Annotated in this window: 20 protein-coding genes; 9 read left to right on the forward strand and 11 right to left on the reverse strand. The window is 61.9% G+C overall.

Annotated features, from left to right (window positions below; genetic code table 11):
* Positions 1–107: 107 nt before the first annotated feature.
* The 3 genes from M2400_RS00355 to M2400_RS00365 all read right to left on the reverse strand — a co-directional run bounded on the left by M2400_RS00355 (position 108) and on the right by M2400_RS00365 (position 5,282).
* The gene (locus tag M2400_RS00355; RefSeq protein ID WP_259198050.1) at positions 108–1,892 is read right to left on the reverse strand and encodes an acyl-CoA dehydrogenase C-terminal domain-containing protein; all 1,785 of its coding nucleotides are present in this window, start codon (positions 1,890–1,892) and stop codon (positions 108–110) included.
* Between the two features lie 90 nt (positions 1,893–1,982).
* Positions 1,983–3,269: a diguanylate cyclase gene (locus M2400_RS00360; RefSeq protein ID WP_177043226.1), complete on the reverse strand. Its 1,287-nt coding sequence runs from the start codon at positions 3,267–3,269 to the stop codon at positions 1,983–1,985.
* A 207-nt stretch (positions 3,270–3,476) separates the two neighbouring features.
* Positions 3,477–5,282 carry a phenylacyl-CoA dehydrogenase gene (locus M2400_RS00365; RefSeq protein ID WP_259198049.1) on the reverse strand — a complete coding sequence of 602 codons (1,806 nt, stop codon included), beginning with the start codon at positions 5,280–5,282 and terminating at the stop codon, positions 3,477–3,479.
* A 52-nt stretch (positions 5,283–5,334) separates the two neighbouring features.
* Here M2400_RS00365 and M2400_RS00370 point away from each other — a divergent pair, with 52 nt between their 5' ends.
* On the forward strand, positions 5,335–5,547 hold the full coding sequence (locus tag M2400_RS00370) for a hypothetical protein (RefSeq protein WP_259198048.1): 213 nt from the start codon (positions 5,335–5,337) through the stop codon (positions 5,545–5,547).
* A 55-nt stretch (positions 5,548–5,602) separates the two neighbouring features.
* Here M2400_RS00370 and M2400_RS00375 read toward each other — a convergent pair whose 3' ends face one another.
* The 6 genes from M2400_RS00375 to bioB form a co-directional block, all read right to left on the reverse strand.
* Positions 5,603–5,884, reverse strand: coding sequence for a pyrroloquinoline quinone biosynthesis protein PqqE (locus tag M2400_RS00375; RefSeq protein ID WP_177043223.1), 282 nt, complete (start codon positions 5,882–5,884; stop codon positions 5,603–5,605).
* Positions 5,885–5,991: 107 nt separating this feature from the next.
* A complete protein-coding gene (gene bioD, locus M2400_RS00380) occupies positions 5,992–6,672 on the reverse strand; it encodes a dethiobiotin synthase (protein ID WP_177043222.1) in 681 nt (226 codons plus the stop codon).
* On the reverse strand, positions 6,669–7,481 hold the full coding sequence (bioC, locus tag M2400_RS00385) for a malonyl-ACP O-methyltransferase BioC (protein WP_259198047.1): 813 nt from the start codon (positions 7,479–7,481) through the stop codon (positions 6,669–6,671). Before bioC ends, bioD begins: the two co-directional genes overlap by 4 nt.
* Positions 7,474–8,205: an alpha/beta fold hydrolase gene (locus M2400_RS00390; protein WP_259198046.1), complete on the reverse strand. Its 732-nt coding sequence runs from the start codon at positions 8,203–8,205 to the stop codon at positions 7,474–7,476. The genes bioC and M2400_RS00390 overlap by 8 nt, the downstream gene beginning before the upstream one ends.
* Entirely contained in the window at positions 8,198–9,376 is a 1,179-nt protein-coding gene (gene bioF / locus M2400_RS00395; RefSeq protein ID WP_259198045.1) for an 8-amino-7-oxononanoate synthase, read from the reverse strand. The genes M2400_RS00390 and bioF overlap by 8 nt, the downstream gene beginning before the upstream one ends.
* A 143-nt stretch (positions 9,377–9,519) precedes the next feature.
* Positions 9,520–10,575, reverse strand: a complete 1,056-nt coding sequence (bioB, locus tag M2400_RS00400) for a biotin synthase BioB (protein ID WP_177043218.1) — start codon at positions 10,573–10,575, stop codon at positions 9,520–9,522.
* Between the two features lie 90 nt (positions 10,576–10,665).
* Between bioB and M2400_RS00405 the strand changes: the two genes are divergently transcribed.
* The 5 genes from M2400_RS00405 to rarD all read left to right on the forward strand — a co-directional run bounded on the left by M2400_RS00405 (position 10,666) and on the right by rarD (position 16,395).
* Positions 10,666–11,403 carry a ComF family protein gene (locus tag M2400_RS00405; protein ID WP_259198044.1) on the forward strand — a complete coding sequence of 246 codons (738 nt, stop codon included), beginning with the start codon at positions 10,666–10,668 and terminating at the stop codon, positions 11,401–11,403.
* Positions 11,404–11,460: 57 nt separating this feature from the next.
* Positions 11,461–12,225 (forward strand): TOBE domain-containing protein, encoded by a 765-nt coding sequence (locus tag M2400_RS00410; RefSeq protein WP_177079294.1) that lies wholly within the window; start codon positions 11,461–11,463, stop codon positions 12,223–12,225.
* Between the two features lie 71 nt (positions 12,226–12,296).
* The gene (locus M2400_RS00415) at positions 12,297–14,195 is read left to right on the forward strand and encodes a PhoX family phosphatase (protein ID WP_259198043.1); all 1,899 of its coding nucleotides are present in this window, start codon (positions 12,297–12,299) and stop codon (positions 14,193–14,195) included.
* A gap of 162 nt (positions 14,196–14,357) precedes the next feature.
* Entirely contained in the window at positions 14,358–15,332 is a 975-nt protein-coding gene (locus M2400_RS00420) for a serine/threonine protein kinase (protein ID WP_177043214.1), read from the forward strand.
* 178 nt (positions 15,333–15,510) lie between these two features.
* On the forward strand, positions 15,511–16,395 hold the full coding sequence (gene rarD, locus M2400_RS00425; protein WP_177079292.1) for an EamA family transporter RarD: 885 nt from the start codon (positions 15,511–15,513) through the stop codon (positions 16,393–16,395).
* Between the two features lie 222 nt (positions 16,396–16,617).
* On the opposite strand, the gene M2400_RS00430 is transcribed toward rarD, so the two are convergent.
* A complete protein-coding gene (locus M2400_RS00430) occupies positions 16,618–17,136 on the reverse strand; it encodes a glycine cleavage system protein R (protein ID WP_177120075.1) in 519 nt (172 codons plus the stop codon).
* Between the two features lie 420 nt (positions 17,137–17,556).
* On the opposite strand from M2400_RS00430, the gene M2400_RS00435 reads away from it, so the two are divergent.
* Positions 17,557–19,734: a malate synthase G gene (locus tag M2400_RS00435; protein WP_259198042.1), complete on the forward strand. Its 2,178-nt coding sequence runs from the start codon at positions 17,557–17,559 to the stop codon at positions 19,732–19,734.
* 138 nt (positions 19,735–19,872) lie between these two features.
* Here the strand turns inward: M2400_RS00435 and M2400_RS00440 are convergent, their stop codons facing one another.
* Positions 19,873–20,319, reverse strand: a complete 447-nt coding sequence (locus M2400_RS00440) for a response regulator (RefSeq protein WP_177079290.1) — start codon at positions 20,317–20,319, stop codon at positions 19,873–19,875.
* A gap of 246 nt (positions 20,320–20,565) precedes the next feature.
* On the opposite strand from M2400_RS00440, the gene M2400_RS00445 reads away from it, so the two are divergent.
* Entirely contained in the window at positions 20,566–22,488 is a 1,923-nt protein-coding gene (locus M2400_RS00445; RefSeq protein ID WP_177043209.1) for a putative nucleotidyltransferase substrate binding domain-containing protein, read from the forward strand.
* Positions 22,485–23,192: a PolC-type DNA polymerase III gene (locus tag M2400_RS00450; protein WP_177120073.1), complete on the forward strand. Its 708-nt coding sequence runs from the start codon at positions 22,485–22,487 to the stop codon at positions 23,190–23,192. Before M2400_RS00445 ends, M2400_RS00450 begins: the two co-directional genes overlap by 4 nt.
* Positions 23,193–23,362 lie beyond the last annotated feature (170 nt).

The following is a 23,362-nucleotide window of genomic DNA, read 5'->3' on the forward strand; positions in this document are numbered from 1 at the left end:
AACTTTAACGTTATTCGGGTGGGGTCGGTTTTACAGACCCCGAGTGTAACCGAACAACTTTTGTGACACATAGGGTCTGCTTGTGACCAACAAGTATTTTACGGTCATTAAAGCGCAAACAGCTCCGCCGGCAGACTCATCAGGCATTCGCTGCCCGCCTCTACGGCCGCCCGATGGGCTGCCGTGCGTGGCAGCAGGCGCTTGAAATAGAACTCGCAGGTGGCCAGCTTGCCTCGGGCGTAATCGGCATCACCGCTGCCGCTTTCCAACTGTTCTTGTGCCACCAGCGCCATGCGCAACCACAGGTAAGCGAGGATTATGTAACCGCTGTACATCAGGTAATCCAGCGCGGCAGCACCGACTTCGTCGGGATTTTTCATGGCGGCCATGCCGACCTTCATCGTCAGGTCGCCCCACTGCTGATTCAACTCATTGAGCTGAGCCACATGGGCCTTGAGCTGTGGATGTTCGGCGTTGGCTGCACAGAATTTGTGGACGATTTTGGTAAAGCCCCGCAACAGCTTGCCCTGGCTGCCGAGCACCTTGCGCCCCAGCAAATCCAAAGCCTGAATCCCGTTGGTGCCCTCATAGATCGGCGCAATCCGGCAATCGCGCACCAACTGCTCCATGCCCCATTCACGAATAAAGCCATGACCACCGAATACCTGCATGCCATGGTTGGTCACCTCCAGCCCGGTTTCGGTCATGAAGGCCTTGCAGATCGGCGTAAGGAACGCCAGCAGGTCTTCGGCTTCCTGGCGTTGGCCTTCGTCGCTGCTCAGGTGCGCCGTATCGAGCAACTGTGCGGAGAAATAGGTCAACGCCCGGTTACCTTCGTTGAAGGCCTTCATGGTCAACAGCATGCGTCGTACGTCGGGGTGCACGATGATCGGGTCAGCCGCCTTTTCGGGTGCCTTGGCACCGGTCAGCGAGCGCATCTGCAAGCGGTCGTTGGCGTACTTGATCGCGCCCTGGAAACTTGCCTCACCCAGGCAAAGGCCCTGCATGCCGGTGCCCAGCCGCGCATGGTTCATCATGGTGAACATGCAATTGAGGCCCTTGTTCGCCTCCCCGATCAGGAAGCCCCGGGCGCCGTCGAAGTTCAGCACACAGGTGGCCGAAGCCTTGATGCCCATCTTGTGCTCGATGGAACCACAGCTCACCCCGTTGCGCTCGCCAGAATCGGCGTGGAACTTGGGCACGATAAACAGCGAAATCCCCTTGGTCCCGGCCGGCGCATCCGGCAGCTTGGCCAACACCAGGTGGATGATGTTTTCACTCATGTCGTGCTCGCCGGCCGAGATGAAAATCTTGCTGCCGGTGACCGCATAGCTGCCGTCAGCCTGAGGCACGGCGCGGGTCTTGATCAGCCCCAGGTCAGTGCCGCAATGGGCTTCGGTCAGGCACATGGTGCCGGTCCACTGGCCTGCCGTGAGCTTGCTCAGGTAGGTGTTTTTCTGTTCTTCGGTGCCGTGGGCATGGATCGCCGACATCGCGCCGTGGGTCAGGCCCGGGTACATGCCCCAGGACGTGTTGCTGGAGGCAATCATCTCGGCCAGCACCAGGCCCAGGGACAGCGGCAAACCTTGCCCGCCGTAGGCCGGGTCTGCCGCCAGACCGTGCCAGCCGCCCTCCACGTACTGGGCGAAGGCTTCCTTGAAGCCTTTGGGCGTGGTCACCACACCGTTGTCGAAATGGCAGCCTTCTTCATCACCGGAGCGATTCAACGGCGACAGCACGTTTTCGCAGAACCTGGCGCCTTCTTCGAGGATCGCGCCGACCATGTCCGGGCTGGCGTCGTTCGCCCCGAGTGCCGCGTAGTGGCCGTGGAAATCAAAGACGTGATCGATCAGAAAGCGCATGTCGCGCAGGGGAGCTTTGTAGTCAGGCATGGCAATGTCTCCGGCAGCAGATGCCTTCAACCTACTGCCGCAGGGCCCGCCGGACAATCATTGTAGGGCCGCTGAATACAGCGCCATCACTCAACCGGCAGCGCTTTCCCGTACCGCGCCCCGGCGGGTTTGCCCGGAGGCCACCACGCAGTTACGCCCGGCGCCCTTGGCGCTGTAAAGCGCCTGGTCGGCAGACTTGAGCACCTCTTCAGGGCTGCGCTGCTCGGCCTGGCGCTCGGCCACGCCGATGCTGACGGTCACCGACACGCTGGACGCTCCACTGCCCGTGCGACGCTGGCGACCTTGCTGGTCGTCCTGGGGACGGTCCAGGTTACGCAGCTTGATGTCGTAGTTGGCGATGATTTCGCGGATCTCTTCCAGGTGCGGCAGGCATTCATCCAGGGTCTTGCCGGCAAACACCACGGCAAACTCTTCACCGCCGTAGCGGTAGGCCCGGCCACCGCCATTGACCTTGGACAGCTTGCTGGCCACCAGGCGCAGTACCTGATCGCCCACATCATGGCCGTGGGTATCGTTGAAGCGTTTGAAGTGATCGACGTCGCTCATGGCCAGTACGTAGTTGCGCCCCAGGCGCTGCATGCGCTCGTTGAGCGCGCGGCGGCCCGGCAGCCCGGTCAGCTCATCACGGAAGGCCATTTGATAGGCCTCGTGGGCCACACCGGCAGCAATCATCAGCATCACCTGGCTGCACATGATGTTCAGGGTAAACGGCAGGATGAACGTTTGCGGCAACATCCAGAACAACCCAAGCAGCCCCACCAGTTGCGCGGCGTGCAGCGGCCTGGGCTGGTACCAGTACTGCGCGGCCAGGGTGACAAAGCCGATCAGGAACATCGGATACGACAGCTGGATCAGGCTCATCCAACGGCCATGCAAGGCAGGCCAGCGAATCTCGGCGAGCCAGCTCAACAAGGCCTGTGGGAAACTTTGTTCAAGGGCCAGCGCCACGCAGCCCACCGCAAACAGCACCGCGCACCGTGCGACAAAGTCGCGAAACAGGTGGGTTTTTTCCTGCCAGAGCGCATAGATGCTGAACAGCAGCGGCAACAACAGGCAACACAGATGGAAGACCACGGCGGCGTCTTCACGAACACGGCCGTGGTCGCGGTAGTAATCGGTCTGGGTGTCCAGCAGGAAATAGACGACGTACACCGTAATCATCAGGAACAGCTCGCGCTGCCTGCGGTAGACCGCGCAGTACGAGCCGCCCAATAGCAACACCAGGGTTGGCAGCACGTTGAACAGTGAAGTGAAGAACACATTGAGATCCTTCACGTACGCAGCCGACAGCCCCGCCAGCAACAACAGCAGTGAAGGTAAAAAATGACTGAAACGTACAGCAGACGCGCGAGACAAGGGTAAAGCTCCGACCCACTAAAAAAAGATGGCACAGTGCCTTCACTGATCACAGTTAAGCACATTCGATGTGATGCGTATCACATTGCCATCACTTTAACGGCCGCGCGGCGCAATCCCTGAGTGCTGCGCTGTGGTTTTTTATCGCGCATAAAAAAACCGCCGCTCCCGAAGAAGCGGCGGCTTTTGAAATGAACCCGCCGAGGCTTAGTAGCCCAGGTCGAAGTTCTCTTCTTTCATGTCCATCAGGTTGTTGGCGCCCGACAGCATGGTTGCAACGTGGGTGCGGGTGCGCGGCAGGATGCGCTGGAAGTAGAAGCGCGCGGTCTGCAGTTTGGCGGTGTAGAAGCCTTCTTCGGTAGTGCCGGCAGCCAGTTTCTCGGCGGCCAGGCGGGCCATGTCGGCCCAGAAGTAGGCCAGGCAGGCATAACCGGAGTACATCAGGTAATCCACCGAAGCGGCACCGACTTCTTCACGGTCTTTCATGGCTGCCATGCCGACCTTCATGGTCAACTCGCCCCACTCTTTGTTCAGTGCAGCCAGCGGTGCAACAAACTCTTGCACGGCTGCGTTGCCCTCGTTGGCCTGGCAGAACTTGTGGACGATCTTGGTGAAGCACTTCAGCGCTTCGCCTTGAGTCATCAGCACTTTACGGCCCAGCAGGTCGAGGGCCTGGATGCCGGTGGTGCCTTCGTACAGCATCGAAATGCGGCTGTCGCGAACGTTCTGCTCCATGCCCCACTCGGCGATGAAGCCGTGGCCGCCGTAGATTTGCACGCCGTGGTTGGCGGATTCAAAACCGACTTCGGTCATGAACGCCTTGGCGATCGGGGTCATGAAGGCCAGCAGTGCGTCAGCCTGTTTCTTGGCTTCGTCGTCGGTGCCGTACTTGACCACGTCAACCTGCTTGGCGGTGAAGTACACCATCGCGCGGTTGCCTTCGGCGAAGGCTTTCATGGTCAGCAGCATGCGGCGCACGTCAGGGTGCACGATGATCGGGTCGGCTGCCTTGTCCGGCGCTTTCGGGCCAGTCAGGGAGCGCATTTGCAGGCGGTCACGGGCATATTTCAGGCCGCCCTGGAAGCCGATTTCAGCGTGGGACAGGCCTTGCAGCGCGGTACCCAGGCGAGCGGTGTTCATAAAGGTGAACATGCAGTTCAGGCCTTTGTTCGCCGGGCCGATCAGGAAACCGGTGGCCGCGTCGAAGTTCATCACGCAGGTGGCGTTGCCGTGGATACCCATCTTGTGTTCCAGGGAACCGCAGGACACCGCGTTGCGCTCGCCAATCGAACCGTCGGCGTTCGGTACGAACTTGGGAACGATAAACAGCGAAATGCCTTTGGTGCCAGCCGGTGCGTCCGGCAGGCGGGCCAGCACGATGTGGACGATGTTGTCGGCCATGTCGTGTTCACCGGCCGAGATGAAGATCTTGGTGCCGGAAACCTTGTAGGAACCATCAGCCTGAGGTTCGGCCTTGGTGCGCAGCATGCCCAGGTCGGTGCCGCAGTGCGGCTCGGTCAGGCACATGGTGCCGGTCCACTCGCCCGACACCAGTTTGGTCAGGTAAGCCTCTTGCTGCTCGGGAGTGCCGTGCTCGGAAATGGTGTTCATCGCGCCATGGGACAGGCCCGGGTACATGCCCCACGACCAGTTGGCTTCGCCAACCATTTCGCTGACGGCCAGGCCCAGGGACTCCGGCAAGCCTTGGCCACCGTGCGCCACGTCGTGGGCCAGGCTTGGCCAGCCGCCTTCAACGAATTGTTTGTAGGCTTCTTTGAAACCGGTAGGGGTCTTAACGCCTGACTCGCTCCAGGTGCAACCTTCGATGTCACCCACGCGGTTCAGCGGTGCCAGTACCTGCTCACAGAACTTGGCGCCTTCTTCGAGAATGGCGTCAACCATGTCCGGGGTAGCGTCCTGGCAAGCCGGCAGGCTCTGATAGTGCGCTTCATAGCCAAGCAGTTCGTCACGAACGAAGCGAATATCACGCAAGGGGGCCTTGTAGTCAGGCATAGCGATAAACCTCTGCTGATGTATCTGGGATGAACAACCGCGTGGATGTGTTATGGCGGTCAAACAGTTGTTTGAAACATACGTTTACGACCAATCCTTGTCAAGCGTCGCGCAAATGCCGTTTGTCATGACGTGGGTCAACGTCAGGCACGGCAAGGCCTGCAGCGAAATGCCGCATGAAGATTCAAAACCTGAGGGAGATGGAGATCAATGTGGGCGCTGGCTTGCCTGCGATGCAGGCGCCGCGGTGTATCAGGAGGGCTGAGGTGATGCTATCGCAGGCAAGCCAGCTCCTACAGAGAAGCTGGAGAGCGCAACATTCAGGCGTAGGTATCGATCAACGTGCCGAGCATTTCGTCGGAAGCCTTGGCGACTTTGGCGCCCAGTTCGACCTGGAACTTGCCTTGGGCCATCTCGACCATATTGCTGGCCGAGTTCGACGCCTGATTGGCATCGGCTGCACGCAAGCGATCGTTCTGCGCATCCGAAGGCTGGGTAGTGGCGGCGCTGGCGATCTTGCCGGCGGCCTGGTCGACACGGTTCTGCCCGGTCTGAATCGCGCTCAGCCCCGAGTAAAACGCACTGCTACCAGAGATTTCCATGGCGTGAACCTGCCTATAAGAGAATCGTGAACCGTTATTGAAGCAGACATACCGGCAAAACGCCCGTCAAAAACACTAATGGCATAATGCCTTATTGATAGGCAAAACTAGTCAAGCAGGTCCAGTTGCAAGTACTCCGCCACCGCTTCAGCGCCGGGATGCTTGAGCTTTGGCACCCTGCCCAGGCATGGCGCGGGCAGCCGTTCAGCCAGGGTGGCGAGGTTTTCTTCCAGACGAGAGGTCTTGGGGTCGATGATATTCGCCACCCAACCTGCCAACGGCAAACCGTCCCGGGCGATGGCTTCGGCGGTCAGCAGCGCGTGGCTGATGCAACCCAGCCGCACGCCCACCACCAGGATCACCGGCAGCTTCAGCGCCTGGGCCAGGTCCGACAGGTTGTCCTGATCCGCCAAGGGCACACGCCAGCCGCCCGCACCTTCAATCAGGGTGAAGTCGGCCTGCTTGGCCAGAATATGCTGCATGGGTTTGAGCAACGACTGCACCGTCAGCGCCACTCCGGCTTCACGGGCCGCCAGATGCGGTGCGATGGCCGGCTCGAACGCCACCGGGTTGACCTCGGCATAGGTCAAGGGCAAAGAACACTCGGCCAGCAACGCCAGGGCATCCGAATTGCGCAGGCCCTTGGGCGTCAGCTGGCAGCCCGAGGCCACCGGCTTGCCCGCCGCGGTGCTTTTGCCGGCTTGACGCGCGGCATGCAGTAAGCCGGCGGCGATGGTGGTCTTGCCGACGTCGGTGTCGGTCCCCGTGATGAAGTAAGCAGCACTCATAGAGGTTTCTCCAGGACGGCGTACACCACTTGATAAGTTGCCGGCAGGCCCTGGGCCTGCCGGAACTGCTCGTAGGCTTGCACCAGTGCAACAATCCGCGCCCGGCCCGTCAAGCCTCCGGGGCGCCCCGGGTTCAGATTGTGTGCACCCAAGGCTTTCAATTCGTGGGTCAGGCTGCGCACGTCGGGGTAATGCAGCACCTGGGGACGCTGCTCCAGGCTGCGCACCCGCAAGCCACTGGCGGCGCAAAGTTGCTGATAAGCACTGAATGGTCGGAAGCGATTGACGTGGACCATGCCATCCGCCGCACGCCAGCTTTCGCGCAACTCATCCAGCGTACCCACGCACAGGCTGGCAAACGCCAGCACGCCGCCAGGCTGCAACACCCGCCGCGCCTCGCTGAGTACGGCGGCAAAGTCCGAACACCACTGCACAGCAAGGCTCGAATAGATCAGCCCGCAACTGGCGTCCTGCAACGGCAAGCGCTCGGCATCGCCAGCGATAAAATGTTGCGCACCACCCAACGGCCGGGCGTGGTTGAGCATGCCTTCGGCAATATCCAGGGCCACGCCTTGGCTGTCCGGAAATGACTGGCCCAGCACACGACTGAAATAACCCGTGCCGCAGCCCAGGTCCAGCCAGCGTTGCGGCGAGATATCTGCCGGCACACGCCGCAGCAGCTCACTGCCCACCGTACGCTGCAACTCGGCAACGCTGTCGTAACTGGCGGCTGCGCGGGAAAAGGAGGCCGCTACCTGGCGCTTGTCTGGCAAGCCGCCCGGCAGCACCGGAAGGGATAAATCAGTCATCACCGCACTCATGCAAAAAAGCCTGGATGGCCCCCGCCACACCGTGGGGGTCCTCCAGTAGAAAAGCGTGACCGGCCTGTTCAATCAGGCCGATTTCAACATCGGGCAGCAACGTCAGCAAGTCGCTGGCCGCCTCGGCGGGCACCAGGCCGTCCATGCCGGCAAACAGGTGCAACTGTGGGCCACGAAAGGCCAGCAACGCCTCACGGGTATCCAATTGAGCGAGTAATTCAAGGCCATTCATCAGGACCGGAGAAGGCGTATTCGGCGCCCCACTGACCAACAAGCGCGCCAGCCCGCGAGGGTCTTCCGCGCCCTTGGCACACAGCAGGCCGAAGCGCTTGAGCGTGACCTGGGAATCGGCATTGCACCCGGCGAGAAACGCATCGAAGGTTTCACCGGGCATTGCGCTCGGCCAGGCGTCATGGGCGACAAAACACGGATTGCTGGCCAGGGTCACCAGGCCACAGCAACGATCGCTGCGGCGCGCTGCCAGCTCAGAAGCCAGCATCCCGCCGAGGGACCAGCCGCCCAGCCAGGCGTTGTCCGGCAGGCTGGCGTCCAGCTCGTCCAGCCATTCGTCGAGGTTGCCGGAAGCCAGCACCGGCAAGGGTTCGATATGCACCCGCAGGTGTTCATCCAGCCCTTGCAGCGCCGCCGCCAGCGGTTCCAGCGGCGAGATGCCAAGGCCCCAACCGGGCAGCAGTATCAGTCGATCACGCATGGTCGGGCTCCTGGCCTAACAAGCGGAAACACTCTTCCAATGCGTTTAACAATAGCTGCACCTGAGCTTCGCTGTGGGCCGCCGTCAGGGTCACCCGCAGGCGGGCGCTGCCGGCGGGCACGGTTGGCGGGCGGATCGCCGTTACCATCAGCCCGCGCTCGCGGAGCATCTGCGACAAACGCACGGCACGGGCGCTGTCGCCAATCATGATCGGCTGGATCGGCGTGAAGCTGTCCATCAGTTCCAGGCCGATCTGCTCGGCGCCTTGGCGGAACTGGCGGATCAGCCCGTTGAGATGCTCACGCCGCCAATGCTCGGTGCGCAGCAGTTCCAGGCTCTTCAACGTGGCGCAGGCCAGCGCGGGCGGTTGGCTGGTGGTGTAGATATACGGGCGGGCAAACTGGATCAGGCTTTCGATCAGTTCCTCACTACCCGCCACAAATGCCCCGGCAGTACCGAAGGCCTTGCCCAGGGTGCCCACCAATACCGGCACGTCTTCCTGGCTCAAACCAAAGTGCTCGACGATCCCGCCACCATTGGCGCCCAGAGGCCCGAAGCCATGGGCGTCATCCACCATCAGCCACGCGCCCCGGGCCCGGGTTTCACGGGCCAGCGCCGGCAGGTCGGCCAGGTCGCCGTCCATGCTGAACACGCCATCGGTCACTACCAGCGTATTGCCGGTGGCCTTCTCCAGGCGCTTGGCCAGGCTGGCCGCGTCGTTGTGCAGATAACGATTAAAGCGCGCTCCCGAGAGCAAACCGGCATCCAGCAACGAAGCGTGGTTGAGACGGTCTTCCAGCACCGTATCGCCCTGCCCCACCAGCGCCGTGACCGCGCCGAGGTTGGCCATGTAACCGGTGGTGAACAGCAGCGCCCGCGGGCGGCCGGTCAGGTCGGCCAGGGCTTCTTCCAGTTCATGGTGCGGCGTGCTGTGGCCGATCACCAGGTGTGAAGCGCCACCGCCCACACCCCAGCGTGCCGCGCCAGCGCGCCAGGCTTCAATCACTTGCGGGTGATTGGCCAGGCCCAGGTAATCGTTGTTGCAGAACGCCAGTAACGGCTGGCCATCGACCACCACTTCAGGTCCTTGAGGGCTCTGCAGCAGTGGACGTTGGCGGTACAGGTGCTCGGCACGACGGGCCGCAAGACGCGCGGCGAGATCGAAAGGCATGCAGACCTCGATTAGCGCTCAACCCTGTGGGAGCTGGCTTGCCTGCGATGACGGCGGCACATTCAGCATCAATGTGCCTGACAGACCGCTATCGCAGGCAAGCCAGCTCCCACACTGGACCGCACTTCGACAAGAGATATGGCTTAAACAGCCGCGTTGTAGAACTGCTCGCTACTTTTCTGTTCTACCAGCGCCTGCTCGATCGCCGCCTGGTGCACTTCATCGGCATGCTCTTCACGGGCCTCCGGCAAGATGCCCAGGCGCGAGAACAGCTGCATGTCTTTATCCGCCTGCGGGTTGGCGGTGGTCAGCAGTTTGTCGCCGTAGAAAATCGAGTTGGCACCGGCAAAAAACGCCAGGGCCTGCATCTGCTCGTTCATCGCCTCACGCCCGGCCGACAGCCGCACATGGGACTGCGGCATCAGGATGCGCGCCACCGCCAGCATGCGGATGAAGTCGAACGGGTCGATGTCTTCGGCGTTTTCCAGCGGCGTACCCACCACTTTCACCAGCATGTTGATCGGCACCGATTCCGGATGCTCCGGCAGGTTGGCCAGCTGGATCAGCAGGTTGGCGCGATCGTCCAGGGACTCGCCCATGCCGAGGATGCCGCCGGAGCAGATCTTCATCCCCGAATCACGCACGTACGCCAGGGTTTGCAGGCGCTCGCCGTAGGTGCGGGTGGTGATGATCGAACCGTAGAACTCCGGCGAGGTGTCGAGGTTGTGGTTGTAGTAGTCGAGGCCGGCCTGGGCCAGGGCTTCGGTCTGGTCCTGGTCGAGGCGGCCGAGGGTCATGCAGGTTTCCAGGCCCATGGCTTTCACGCCTTTGACCATCTCCAGCACGTAGGGCATGTCTTTGGCCGACGGATGCTTCCAGGCGGCGCCCATGCAGAAACGGGTCGAACCGATGGCCTTGGCGCGGGCGGCCTCTTCGAGGACCTTCTGCACTTCCATCAGCTTTTCTTTTTCCAGGCCCGTGTTGTAGTGGCCCGACTGCGGACAATATTTGCAATCTTCCGGGCAGGCGCCGGTCTTGATCGACAGCAGCGTGGAAACCTGGACGCGGTTGGCGTCGAAATGCGCGCGGTGCACGGTCTGCGCCTGGAACAACAGGTCATTGAAGGGCTGCACAAACAGCGCTTTGACTTCGGCTAAAGACCAATCGTGACGCAGGTTGGCAGTGATGCTGGCGCTCATGGGCGATTCCTTGATTATGCTTTGGCAAGCCCTGCGGGGAGTAATACCCACAGGCACGACACGGATGCTCGGCATATTTAAGGAAGATTCATGCACTGTCAACTTGATAACAAGCACGAGGTTTACATCTGGTTAAAAAGCAACCAGCCCTGTTTGGTCTGCGATGAACTCAGCGAAACCGCCCATCCTGTCTGCAACGTCTGCGAAACCGAGCTGCCCTGGCTGATGGACCACTGCGAAGTGTGCGCGCTGCCGTTGCCCATGGCGGGCCTGGTGTGCGGCCAATGCCTGAAGCGACCGCCGGCGTTTAAACACGTCGTTGCGCCCTGGACCTACAGTTTTCCCGTCGACAGCCTGATCAGCCGTTTCAAGCATCAGGCCCGCTGGCCGCTGGGGCATTTGCTCGCGCATCTGCTGGGGCAATTTCTGCAACACCGGTATGACGATGCCGAACTCATGCGCCCCGACTGCCTGCTGCCCGTGCCTTTGGCCCGCAAACGCCTGCGGGAACGGGGTTTCAACCAGGCGGCGATGCTCGCCCGCTGGCTGAGCAATGACCTGAATATCCCTTACGATGAGCACCTGCTGTTACGGCCTCATGAAACCGTGGCGCAGCAGGATCTGGACGCCAAAACCCGCCAGCGCAACCTGCTCCAGGCCTTCGCCCTGGCAGAAGGTGCCCAAGTCAAAGGCCGGCACCTGGCGCTGATCGACGACGTGCTCACCACCGGCGCCACCGCCAACAGCCTCGCCCGACTGCTGATGGACGCCGGCGCCCGGCAAGTCGACGTGTATTGCCTGGCGCGCACGCCCAAACCGGGCACATGACTTGACTCAGGGCCGCCCTGCCCGCAACGTCTGCCCATTCCATCGAAGCGTGTAGCCATGTCCCTGCCAACCCTCTTGAGCCAACACATCGTCCGTCGCCCCCAGCGTATTGCGTTGCTGCAACACATTGCCGAACAGGGCTCCATCACCCGCGCCGCAAAAAGCGCGGGCTTGAGTTACAAGGCCGCGTGGGACGCCATCGACGAGCTGAACAACCTGGCGCAAAAGCCCCTGGTAGAACGCAGCGTGGGCGGTAAGGGCGGCGGCGGCGCCAAGCTGACGGCCGAAGGCGAACGGGTATTGCGCCTTTACCAACGCCTGCAGGTGCTGCAAGCCCAGGTGCTGGACTCCGCCGAAGACGCCAGCGACTTCAACCTGCTGGGCCGCCTGATGCTGCGCACCAGCGCCCGCAACCAATTGCACGGCCGGGTGATTGCCATCGACAGCCACGGTCGCAACGATCTGATTCGCCTGGAGCTGGCCGCCGGGTTGAGCCTGGAGGCGCAGATTACCCACGACAGCACGTTGCGCCTGGAGCTGGAGATCGGCACCGAAGTCGTCGCCCTGATCAAGGCCGGCTGGCTTGAAGTGCTGGCCGTCTCGCAGCCAGCAACACCTGGACACAATTGCCTGGAAGGGAAAATCGAGGCCATTCTCGACGCCGAGGATGGTCCCAGCGAGGTGCGTATCACCCTGCCCAACGGCCAGGTTTTGTGTGCCCTGGCCCGGCCCGAGGCGCTTGCGCAGATGAATGCCGCCGAAGGCCACCCGGTGAAGGTGCAGTTCTCCCCCAGCAACGTGCTGCTGGGCACACCGGTGTAGCGCTTCAAACTGCAACAATTTCGTCACGACCGCTCCCTAAGGTGTCTGCAAAAACCCGCAGGGAGCCTGAAATGAGCCTATTAGAAGAAAACCAAGCCACCGACCTGGAACAGATGGTCGGCCTCACCCGTCGGCGTTTTATCGGCGCCGGCGCCCTGTGCGGTGCGGCGATGTTCCTCGGCGGCAACCTGCTGACCCGCAGCGCCCTGGCCGTGAACGCCGCCTCCAACAGCCCATTGCTGGGTTTCGCCAGCATCGCCTCAGCCACCAGCGACGCCATCACCCTGCCGCCCGGCTACAGCGCCTCGGTGCTGATCAGCTGGGGCCAGCCGCTGCACAAGAACGCGCCGGCCTTCGACCCCAGCGGCAACGGCACCGCCAAGGCCCAGGAACAGCAGTTCGGCGACAACAACGACGGCATGAGCCTGTTCGCCTTCCCCGGTGACGACAACCGCGCGCTGATGGCGATCAACAACGAATACACCAACTACCGCTACCTCTACGCCCACGGCGGCGCGCCGCAATCGGCCGAAGACGTGCGCAAGGCCCAGGCCAGCGAAGGCGTGTCGGTGATCGAAGTGCGCCGCAAAGGTGATACCTGGCAGTTCGTCCAGGACTCGAAATACAACCGACGCATCCACGGCAACTCACCGATCCGCTTTGGCGGACCTGCGGCGGGCCATGCCTGGCTGAAAACCAGTGCCGACAAAACCGGCAAGAAAGTCCTCGGCACCTTCCAGAACTGCGCCAACGGCAAGACGCCGTGGGGCACCTATCTCACCTGCGAAGAAAACTTCACCGACTGCTTCGGCAGCAGCAATCCGCAACAAACCTTCGACGCCGGGCAGAAACGCTACGGCGTGGTGGCCGCCAGCAAAGACATCAACTGGCACCCGCATGACCCGCGCTTCGACATGGCCAAGAACCCCAACGAACTCAACCGCCATGGCTGGGTGGTGGAAATCGACCCGTTCGACCCGCAATCCACGCCGGTCAAGCGCACCGCCCTGGGCCGCTTCAAGCACGAAAACGCTGCCCTGGCGGAAACTCGCGACGGCCGCGCCGTGGTGTACATGGGCGACGACGAGCGCGGCGAGTTCATCTACAAGTTCATCAGCCGCGACAAGATCAACCACAAGAGCCCCAAGGCCAACAAGGACCTGCTGGACCACGGCACCTTGTACGTGGCGATCTTCGACGCGGGCGACGGCAATGCCGACCATCCCAAGGGCCAGGGCCAATGGGTCGAACTGACCTACGGCAAGAACGGCATCGACGTCAACAGCGGTTTCGCCAGCCAGGCCGAAGTGCTGATCCACGCACGCCTGGCGGCCAGCGTGGTGAAAGCCACCCGCATGGACCGCCCGGAATGGATCGTGGTCAGCCCTGCCGACGGCCAGGTGTATTGCACCCTGACCAACAACGCCAAGCGCGGCGAAGACGGCCAGCCGGTGGGCGGCCCGAACCCGCGGGAGAAGAACGTCTACGGGCAGATCCTGCGCTGGAAGGCCAATGCCAACGACCATGGCGCGCCGGACTTCAGTTGGGATTTGTTCGTGGTGGCCGGCAATCCGACCGTGCACGCCGGGACGCCCAAGGGCGGCTCATCCAACATCAACCCGCAGAACATGTTCAACAGCCCGGACGGCCTGGGCTTCGACAAGGCCGGGCGGTTGTGGATCCTCACCGATGGCGACTACAGCAACGGCGGCGACTTTGCCGGCATGGGCAACAACCAGATGCTGTGCGCCGACCCGGCGACCGGGGAAATTCGCCGGTTCATGGTAGGGCCGGTGGCCTGTGAAGTGACCGGGATCAGCTTCTCGCCAGACCAGAAAACCCTGTTTGTAGGGATTCAGCATCCGGGGGAAACCGGTGGCTCGACCTGGCCGGAACATCTGCCGAATGGCAAGCCACGCTCATCGGTGATGGCGATTCGTCGGGATGATGGCGGGATCGTCGGCGCCTGACAGGGCCTCATCGCGGGCAAGCCCGGCTCCCACAGTTGACCGAGTATTACCGTGGGAGCCGGGCTTGCCCGCGATGGCGGACTATCAGCCACCACCTATCTCGACCCCGGTGCGTTACCATACCCGGCCGGACGCGGCGCCCTGCTGCGCGCAGGAGTTCGCATGGCACACCCGTTTGAAACACTGACCCCTGATCTGGTGCTCGACGCTGTCGAAAGCATCGGTTTCCTCAGCGACGCCCGCATCCTCGCGCTCAACAGCTACGAAAACCGTGTCTACCAGGTCGGCATCGAAGACTCCGAGCCCCTGATCGCCAAGTTCTACCGGCCCCAGCGCTGGACCAACGAAGCGATCCTCGAAGAACACAGCTTCACCTTCGAATTGGCCGAGTGCGAAGTGCCCGTGGTGGCGCCGATGATTCACAACGGCGAAAGCCTGTTCGAACACGCGGGTTTCCGCTTCACCCTGTTCCCACGCCGCGGTGGCCGCGCGCCGGAGCCGGGTAACCTCGACCAGTTGTATCGCCTGGGCCAACTGCTCGGCCGTTTGCACGCGGTGGGCTCTACTCGCCCCTTCGAACACCGCGAAGCCCTGGGCGTGAAGAACTTCGGTCACGATTCCCTGAACACCCTGCTGGAAGGTAATTTCATTCCCAAGAGCCTGCTGCCGGCCTACGAGTCCGTGGCCCGCGACCTGCTCAAGCGGGTGGAAGAGGTCTACAAGGCCACGCCCCACAAGAACATCCGCATGCACGGCGATTGCCACCCCGGCAACATGATGTGCCGCGACGAGATGTTCCACATCGTCGACCTCGACGACTGCCGCATGGGCCCCGCCGTTCAGGACCTGTGGATGATGCTCGCCGGTGACCGTCAGGAATGCCTGGGCCAGTTGTCGGAATTGATGGACGGCTACCAGGAGTTCCACGACTTCGACCCGCGCGAACTGGCGTTGATCGAACCACTGCGCGCCCTGCGCCTGATGCACTACAGCGCCTGGCTTGCACGCCGCTGGGACGACCCGGCGTTCCCCCACAGCTTCCCGTGGTTTGGCAGCGAACGTTATTGGGGCGACCAGGTGCTGGCGCTGCGCGAGCAGTTGTCGGCGCTCAATGAAGAACCCTTGAAACTGTTCTAACCCACACCACCACCCTTGTAGGAGCCGGGCTTGCCCGCGATAGCATCACCTCGGTATTCCTGCAGAACCGAGGCGCCTGCATCGCCGGCAAGCCAGCTCCTACAGAAAAGCAGATCCCACTGGCTGACAAATATCCTTACAATCGCGCCTTTGTCAGCTGCCCAAGCAAGGATTCTGCATGCAAGCCGCCAACCCGCGTCGCGGGTACATATTGGGCCTGAGCGCCTACGTCATCTGGGGCCTGTTCCCGCTGTATTTCAAAGCCATCGCCAGCGTTCCCGCCGCAGAAATCATCGTCAACCGCGTGCTGTGGTCGGCGCTGTTCGGCAGTTTGCTGCTGATGGTCTGGAAGCACCCCGGCTGGTTCCAGGAACTGCGGGACAACCCCAAGCGCCTGGCGATCCTGGCCCTGAGCGGTACCTTGATCGCAGGTAACTGGCTGACCTATGTGTGGTCGGTGAACAGCGGCCGCATGCTGGAGGCCAGCCTGGGTTACTACATCAACCCGCTGGTGAACGTGCTGCTGGGCATGGTGATCCTGGGCGAGCGCCTGCGCCGCCTGCAATGGGTGGCCGTGGGCCTGGCGGCAGTGGGTGTGGCGCAACAGGTGTGGCAGGTCGGCAGCTTGCCGTGGGTGTCTCTGGTACTGGCGGCCACCTTTGGTTTCTACGGTTTGATCCGCAAGCAGGCGCCGGTCAAGGCGCTGCCCGGGCTGGTGGTGGAAACCTGGATGCTGGTGCCGATTGCCATCGCGTGGCTGCTGTTCAACCCGTCCGCCCACAGCGCACAGATGGAATTCTGGAGCACTTCCGAAGCCTGGTGGCTGGTGGCCGCAGGCCCGGTGACGCTGATCCCGCTGGTATGTTTCAACGCCGCCGCGCGGCATTTGCCCTACACCGCCCTGGGCTTCCTGCAATACGTGGCGCCCACCCTGGTGCTGCTGGAGGCCGTGCTGCTGTTCAACGAACACCTGGCGCCCGCCACTTTGATCGCCTTCTGCTTTATCTGGGCCGGCCTGGTGGTTTACAGCCTCGACGCCTGGCTGACCGTGCGCAAAAGCTGATCAAATAACGTACAAACCTCTGCAAGCCACAGCCGGCGTGGCTTGCAGGCATTAACCCCAAGGTTATCCACAGCCTGATCCCCGGCGTTTGTGCACAAGCCCTTGAAACTGTTCGTTTTTTAGCCAGCCGGCGAAGAACCACGGCCCGCTTGGGCTGGACGCGGGTCTCTACAGGTTATCCACAGGCCCATGCAAGATTTCCATGCATAACCTTGTGGGCAACTATTCCTCGCTGCGTAGCTCCAGTTCCACCATCAAGTCATCCGCCAGGGTTTCCAGGGCGGCCTGCAAGGTCTCCAACGGCAGCGTCAGTGGCACCGCCAGCAGGGCGTCAGCGTGGAACAGCGGGTCGCTGCTCATGGGCGCAGGGCGCACGTCGGTTATCAAGCGCTCCAGGTTGACGCCCTGCTTGCTCAGCAGCGCGGTGATGTCACGGACAATCCCCGGCCGGTCATTGCCCACCAGCGCCATCGCGATCGGTTGCGACTCGCTGGCCGCCACCGAACTGCTTTCCCCCAGCAGCACGCGAATGCCATGGGTGGACAAGTCCTCCAGCGCCCCAATCAGATCCAGACGATTTTCCGCCGGCACGCTCACGCGCAAGATCCCGGCAAACTGCCCGGCCATGTGCGCCATGCGGCTTTCCAGCCAGTTGCCCCCGTGTGAGGCGATGCATTGGGCGATGCGTTCAACCACGCCGGGTTTATCCGGGGCGATGACAGTCAGTACGAGATGGTCCATGGTGTCGTCCTCTTCTTATGAAAATCAGGTAGGAACCCGGCGTTCCCCTCGCACCTACCAAGGTGGACTCAGGTAGGCACGAAAACAAATCGTGTACCATTTTTATATTTATCTGGAACAATCTAATAGTTTTTTGAGAACATCCTGTACCCCACTGTGACCGTACGACCAAAGTGGGTCGCTAAACGACGTATTTAGTCTAATTTTCACAACCGCAACTCATCATGTAGTATGCCCAATCGCGCACTACATAACGTTAGGTCGATGTCTGCCAAGGCAACCACGCACCGCGACGCAGCCCGCCCAGCCGCCTTCAACGGCATGTACTGGTGCGGCGTGTTCGCGGTTTACATGGCCAGAGGCTTCATTGGTAAATTGAAAAGCTGAAAAGCGCATAAGCTCCGCAGAGTGAGGCAAGCAATGACTGAACACGTTCAAGTCGGTGGCCTGCAGGTCGCCAAAGTCCTGTTCGACTTCGTGAACAACGAAGCCATTCCTGGTACCGGCATCACCGCCGACCAGTTCTGGGCCGGTGCCGACAAGGTCATCCACGACCTGGCGCCGAAGAACAAAGCCCTACTCGCCAAACGCGACGATTTTCAAGCGCGGATCGACACCTGGCACCAGGCACACGCCGGCCAGGCCCACGACGCGGTGGCCTACAAAGCCTTCCTTCAAGATATCGGATACCTGCTGCCAGAAGCCGCGGATTTCCAGGCATCGACCCAAAACGTCGACGAAGAAATTGCCCACATGGCCGGCCCGCAGCTGGTAGTGCCGGTGATGAACGCCCGTTTCGCCCTCAACGCCTCGAATGCACGTTGGGGCTCGCTGTATGACGCGCTGTATGGCACCGACGCCATCAGCGAAGCCGACGGTGCCGAAAAGGGTAAAGGCTACAACAAGGTCCGTGGCGACAAGGTCATTGCCTTCGCCCGCGCCTTCCTCGACGAAGCCGCGCCACTGGCTGCCGGCAGCCATGTGGATTCCACCGGCTACAAGATCGTCGACGGCAAGCTCGTGGTCAGCCTTAAAGGCGGCAGCAACAGCGGCCTGCGCAGCGATGCACAGTTGATCGGCTACCAGGGCGATGCCGCCAAGCCGACCGCAATTCTGCTCAAGCACAACGGCCTGCACTTCGAAATCCAGATCGACGCCAGCACCCCGGTCGGCCAGACCGATGCCGCCGGCGTGAAGGACGTGCTGATGGAAGCCGCCCTGACCACCATCATGGACTGCGAAGACTCCGTCGCCGCCGTCGATGCCGATGACAAAGTGGTGATCTACCGCAACTGGCTCGGCCTGATGAAGGGCGACCTGTCGGAAGAAGTCGCCAAGGGTGGCAAGACCTTTACCCGTACCATGAACGCCGACCGCGTTTACACCGGCGCCGACGGTAAGGAAGTGACCCTGCACGGTCGTTCGCTGCTGTTCGTGCGCAACGTTGGCCACTTGATGACCATCGACGCGATTCTCGACAAAGACGGCAACGAAGTGCCGGAAGGCATTCTCGACGGCCTGCTCACCAGCCTGTCGGCGATTCACAGCCTCAACGGCAACACCAGCCGCAAGAACAGCCGCACCGGTTCGGTCTACATCGTTAAACCGAAGATGCACGGCCCGGAAGAAGCCGCGTTCACCAACGAGCTGTTCGGCCGCATCGAAGACGTGCTGAAGCTGCCGCGCAACACCCTCAAAGTCGGGATCATGGACGAGGAGCGCCGCACCACGGTCAACCTCAAGGCCTGCATCCAGGCGGCCAGCGAGCGCGTGGTGTTTATCAACACCGGCTTCCTCGACCGTACCGGCGACGAAATCCACACCTCCATGGAAGCCGGCGCGATGGTGCGCAAGGCCGCGATGAAGGCTGAAAAATGGATCGGCGCCTACGAAAACTGGAACGTCGATATCGGCTTGAGCACCGGCCTGCAAGGTCGCGCGCAAATCGGTAAAGGCATGTGGGCGATGCCCGATCTGATGGCCGCCATGCTGGAGCAGAAGATTGCTCACCCGCTGGCCGGCGCCAACACGGCGTGGGTTCCGTCACCGACGGCAGCTGCGCTGCACGCGCTGCATTACCACAAGGTTGACGTCTTCGCCCGCCAGGCCGAACTGGCCAAGCGCGAGCGCGCTTCGGTGGACGACATCCTGACCATTCCCCTGGCCCAAAATACCGATTGGTCTGACGAAGAAATCCGCAACGAACTGGACAACAACGCCCAGGGCATCCTCGGTTACGTGGTGCGCTGGATCGACCAGGGCGTGGGTTGCTCGAAAGTGCCGGACATCAACGACGTCGGCCTGATGGAAGACCGCGCCACCCTGCGTATCTCCAGCCAGCACATCGCCAACTGGTTGCGCCATGGCATCGTCAATGAGGCCCAGGTGATGGAAAGCCTCAAGCGCATGGCGCCGGTGGTAGACCGCCAGAACGCCGGGGACGCGCTGTACCGTCCGCTGGCACCGGATTTCGACAGCAACATCGCGTTCCAGGCGGCGGTGGAGTTGGTGATTGAAGGGACCAAGCAGCCAAATGGTTATACCGAGCCGGTGTTGCACCGTCGGCGTCGGGAGTTCAAGGCCAAGAATGGCTTGTAACTAACCGCTGAAAACGAAAAAGCCCTGATCAATAAATGATCAGGGCTTTTTTTGCATCTCGTAGCAGCTGACGAGCGCCAGCGAGGCTGCGTCGGGCGCGACTCGGTTCGGTGCCTGGCTCATCATCGAGAGGATCCGTTACTGCACCATCCCCAACTCCCGCTTCACCATCTTCGCCAGCTTCACGCTATCAATCGGCTTGAGCAAAAAGTCCACCACGCTCAAATGCATCGCATCAATCACGTCCGGCGCCTCAGCGTCTCCCGACATGATGATGATCGGCAGCGCCGCCCGGGTAGACCCGCGCACCTGGCGAATCAGTTGCAGCCCGTTGCTCGGCGTCATGCGCAGGTCGGTGATCAGCAAGCCGATGGAGCTGCTGGAGCTCAACAAGTCCCACGCCGCCTCGCCGCTGTCGGCGGTCATGCAGCGAATGCCGTCCAGGCCAAGAATTTCCGCCAGCAGTTCGCGCGCGTCCTTGTCGTCATCCACGATCAGTACACGTTGTGGCGGCAAATCCGGCTCCTGCATAACAGCGCTCAGGGCCTCGCGCTCGGCATCACTCAAAATATCGTGGTCGGACATACGTTTCTCGGCAGTTCTAATCAATCTCCCAGCACAGAAGTCAGACATCGCCGGAAGGGCGAACAATGTGCACTTCGTCGGAAAGTTTGCCTAGTGGGCGTTCTACGGGGTTTGGACGATATTCATGTAAGGTTTTTCCCTAGTAGTTGAGGGCAATTCGCTACCTAGACTTACGTCCAATGGGCACCTGCAGCGCAGGAGTCGACCATGAGGCACGATAACGACAAAAAAACTGCGGTCATAGGTATGAGTAAAGCTGATGCTTTCACACAAGCGGGGAAAACCGCTGTGTTGCAGAACATCCACGGCACCCTGCAATTCCTGCAACGTTTCCCGCCGTTCAACCAGATGGAAAACGCCCACCTGGCCTTTCTGGTAGAGCAGTGCCAATTGCGCTTCTACGGCCCCGGCGAGAGCATCCTCAAGCCGTCGGGCGGGCCGGTGGAACACTTTTACATCGTCAAGCAGGGCCGCGTGGTGGGCGAGCGGCCGGATTCAGCAGAAACCACCTTTGAAATCACCACCGGTGAATGTTTCCCGCTGGCGGCGCTGCTGGGCGAGCGGGCGACCCGCACCGAGCACAAAGCCGCCGAAGACACCTTCTGCCTGCAATTGAACAAGCCGGCCTTTATCAAGCTGTTCGCCCTTTCCAGCGCGTTTCGCGACTTTGCCCTGCGCGGGGTGAGCAGCCTGCTGGATCAGGTCAACCAGCAGGTCCAGCAAAAAGCCGTGGAAACCCTCGGCACCCAGTATTCGCTCAACACCCGCCTGGGCGAGTTGGCCATGCGTCACCCGGTGACCTGCAGCCCGCTGACGCCGCTGCGCGAAGCGGTCACGCAGATGCACGAGCAGCAAGTGGGCAGCATCGTGATCGTCGATGAGCACAAGGCACCCCTGGGGATTTTCACCCTGCGGGACCTGCGCCAGGTGGTGGCCGACGGCACCAGCGATTTCAGCCAGGGCATTGAGCGTCACATGACCCAGGCGCCGTTCTTCCTCACGCCGGACCACAGTGCCTTTGATGCTGCGATTGCCATGACCGAACGGCATATTGCCCACGTGTGCCTGGTCAAGGATCAGCGCCTGTGTGGGGTGGTGTCCGAACGTGACCTGTTTTCCCTGCAACGGGTCGACCTGGTGCACCTGGCCCGCACCATCCGCAATGCGCCACGGGTGGACAACCTGGTGGCGATCCGCGGGGAGATCGGCCAGTTGGTGGAGCGCATGTTGGCCCACGGGGCGTCGTCCACTCAGATCACTCACATCATCACCTTGCTCAACGACCACACCGTGTGCCGCGTCATCGAGCTGACCCTGGCCGACAAGGGCGACCCCGGCGTGCCGTTCAGCTGGCTGTGCTTCGGCAGCGAAGGCCGCCGCGAGCAAACGCTGTATACCGACCAGGACAACGGCATTCTGTTTGAAGCCAAAGACGCCGCTGAGGCTGCCGAGATTCGTGGCCGCCTGCTGCCCCTGGCGCAACAGATCAACCAGAGCCTGGCGCTGTGCGGCTTTACCCTGTGCAAGGGCAACATCATGGCCGGCAACCCGGAGCTGTGCCTGTCCCGGGCCGAATGGGCGCGCCGGTTTGCCGGGTTTATTCGTGAGGCCACGCCGGAGAATCTGCTGGGCTCGAGCATCTATTTCGATTTGCGGGTGGTGTGGGGCGACGAACAAGGGTGCGAGCAATTGCGCCAGGGCATTCTCGATCAAGTCGCAGACAACCGCCTGTTCCAGCGCATGCTGGCCGAGAACGCGTTGCGCCAGCGCCCGCCGGTGGGGCGTTTCCGCGATTTCGTGCTGACGCGCAAAGGCGCCGACAAGGCGACACTCGACCTCAAGGTGCAAGGCCTCACGCCCTTTGTCGACGGTGCCCGGCTGCTGGCCCTGGCCAATGGCATCCACGCCAACAACACCCTGGAGCGCCTGCGCCAACTGGTGGCCAGGGAAGTCATCGAACGTCTCGACGGTGCGGCCTACGAAGAGGCCTACCACTTCATCCAGCAAACCCGCATGCAGCAGCACCAACTGCAAACCCGCGAGAACCTGCCCTACTCCAACCGCGTCGACCCCGACAGCCTCAACCACCTCGACCGCCGCATCCTGCGCGAATCCCTGCGCCAGGCCCAACGCCTGCAAAGCAGCCTGACCCTGCGGTATCAGCTGTGAGTTTGTTTGGCTGGTTGCGCAAAGCCAAACCGGGCCTGGACGCGGCTCAACAGCGGCGCGTCGAGCAACTGCCCAAGCCACGGGAACTGGCAGGCGGATCGCTACGGGCCCAGCGCTGGGTGGTGGTGGACCTGGAAACCAGCGGCCTGAACCTCAATCGCGACCTGGTGTTGTCGATTGGCGCCGTGGTGATCGAGGACGGCGCGGTGGACTTCTCCCAACTGTTCGAACGCACCCTGCACCGGGCCGAGACCAAGCTCAGCCCCAGCGTGCTGATCCACGGCCTGGGCCCCAGCGCCATTGCCGCGGGCAGTGATCCGGCTGAAGCGTTGATGGACTTTATGGAGTTTGTCGGCGACAGCCCGTTGCTGGCGTTCCATGCGCCCTTCGATCAACACATGCTGTGCCGGGCCCTCAAGGACAGCCTGGGCTATCGCCTGAACCACCCATTCCTGGACGTGGCCGACATCGCCCCGCTGCTGTGCCCCGACGCGAACATCCGCGAGGCCGGGCTGGATGACTGGATCGGGCATTTCAAACTGCAGGTGGGCGAGCGCCACCATGCGAGTGCAGATGCGTTGGCGACGGCAGAGTTGATGTTGATTCTGTTCAGCCGGGCCCGGCAGCAGCAGATCGACAGCCCCAAGGCCTTGCAGGAGCGCCTTGGCCAATGGAAACGTCGCAAACAGGCCCCCTCCTTATAATCGTGGCGAGGGAGCTTGCTCCCGCTGGGGTGCGAAGCGCCCCCAAAACCAGCCCACCGCTCTCCTACTGAGTGAATGCATTGCCTGGATTGCGGCCGCTGCGCAGCCGAGCGGGAGCAAGCTCCCTCGCCACAACAAGCTGCATCATCATAAAAGATGTCATTACGCCG

Source organism: Pseudomonas sp. BIGb0558 (genome assembly GCF_024807515.1).
Lineage (GTDB): Bacteria > Pseudomonadota > Gammaproteobacteria > Pseudomonadales > Pseudomonadaceae > Aquipseudomonas > Aquipseudomonas yamanorum_A.

Bases quoted from the DNA above. Each gene is read 5' to 3' on its own strand.
- M2400_RS00355 (WP_259198050.1), bottom strand. From the start codon at position 1,892: ATGCCTGACTACAAAGCTCCCCTGCGCGACATGCGCTTTCTGATCGAT.
- M2400_RS00365 (WP_259198049.1), bottom strand. From the start codon at position 5,282: ATGCCTGACTACAAGGCCCCCTTGCGTGATATTCGCTTCGTTCGTGAC.
- M2400_RS00370 (WP_259198048.1), top strand. From the start codon at position 5,335: ATGGCGGTCAAACAGTTGTTTGAAACATACGTTTACGACCAATCCTTG.
- M2400_RS00375 (WP_177043223.1), bottom strand. From the start codon at position 5,884: ATGGAAATCTCTGGTAGCAGTGCGTTTTACTCGGGGCTGAGCGCGATT.
- bioD (WP_177043222.1), bottom strand. From the start codon at position 6,672: ATGAGTGCTGCTTACTTCATCACGGGGACCGACACCGACGTCGGCAAG.
- bioC (WP_259198047.1), bottom strand. From the start codon at position 7,481: ATGACTGATTTATCCCTTCCGGTGCTGCCGGGCGGCTTGCCAGACAAG.
- M2400_RS00390 (WP_259198046.1), bottom strand. From the start codon at position 8,205: ATGCGTGATCGACTGATACTGCTGCCCGGTTGGGGCCTTGGCATCTCG.
- bioF (WP_259198045.1), bottom strand. From the start codon at position 9,376: ATGCCTTTCGATCTCGCCGCGCGTCTTGCGGCCCGTCGTGCCGAGCAC.
- bioB (WP_177043218.1), bottom strand. From the start codon at position 10,575: ATGAGCGCCAGCATCACTGCCAACCTGCGTCACGATTGGTCTTTAGCC.
- M2400_RS00405 (WP_259198044.1), top strand. From the start codon at position 10,666: ATGCACTGTCAACTTGATAACAAGCACGAGGTTTACATCTGGTTAAAA.
- M2400_RS00410 (WP_177079294.1), top strand. From the start codon at position 11,461: ATGTCCCTGCCAACCCTCTTGAGCCAACACATCGTCCGTCGCCCCCAG.
- M2400_RS00415 (WP_259198043.1), top strand. From the start codon at position 12,297: ATGAGCCTATTAGAAGAAAACCAAGCCACCGACCTGGAACAGATGGTC.
- M2400_RS00420 (WP_177043214.1), top strand. From the start codon at position 14,358: ATGGCACACCCGTTTGAAACACTGACCCCTGATCTGGTGCTCGACGCT.
- rarD (WP_177079292.1), top strand. From the start codon at position 15,511: ATGCAAGCCGCCAACCCGCGTCGCGGGTACATATTGGGCCTGAGCGCC.
- M2400_RS00430 (WP_177120075.1), bottom strand. From the start codon at position 17,136: ATGGACCATCTCGTACTGACTGTCATCGCCCCGGATAAACCCGGCGTG.
- M2400_RS00435 (WP_259198042.1), top strand. From the start codon at position 17,557: ATGACTGAACACGTTCAAGTCGGTGGCCTGCAGGTCGCCAAAGTCCTG.
- M2400_RS00440 (WP_177079290.1), bottom strand. From the start codon at position 20,319: ATGTCCGACCACGATATTTTGAGTGATGCCGAGCGCGAGGCCCTGAGC.
- M2400_RS00445 (WP_177043209.1), top strand. From the start codon at position 20,566: ATGAGTAAAGCTGATGCTTTCACACAAGCGGGGAAAACCGCTGTGTTG.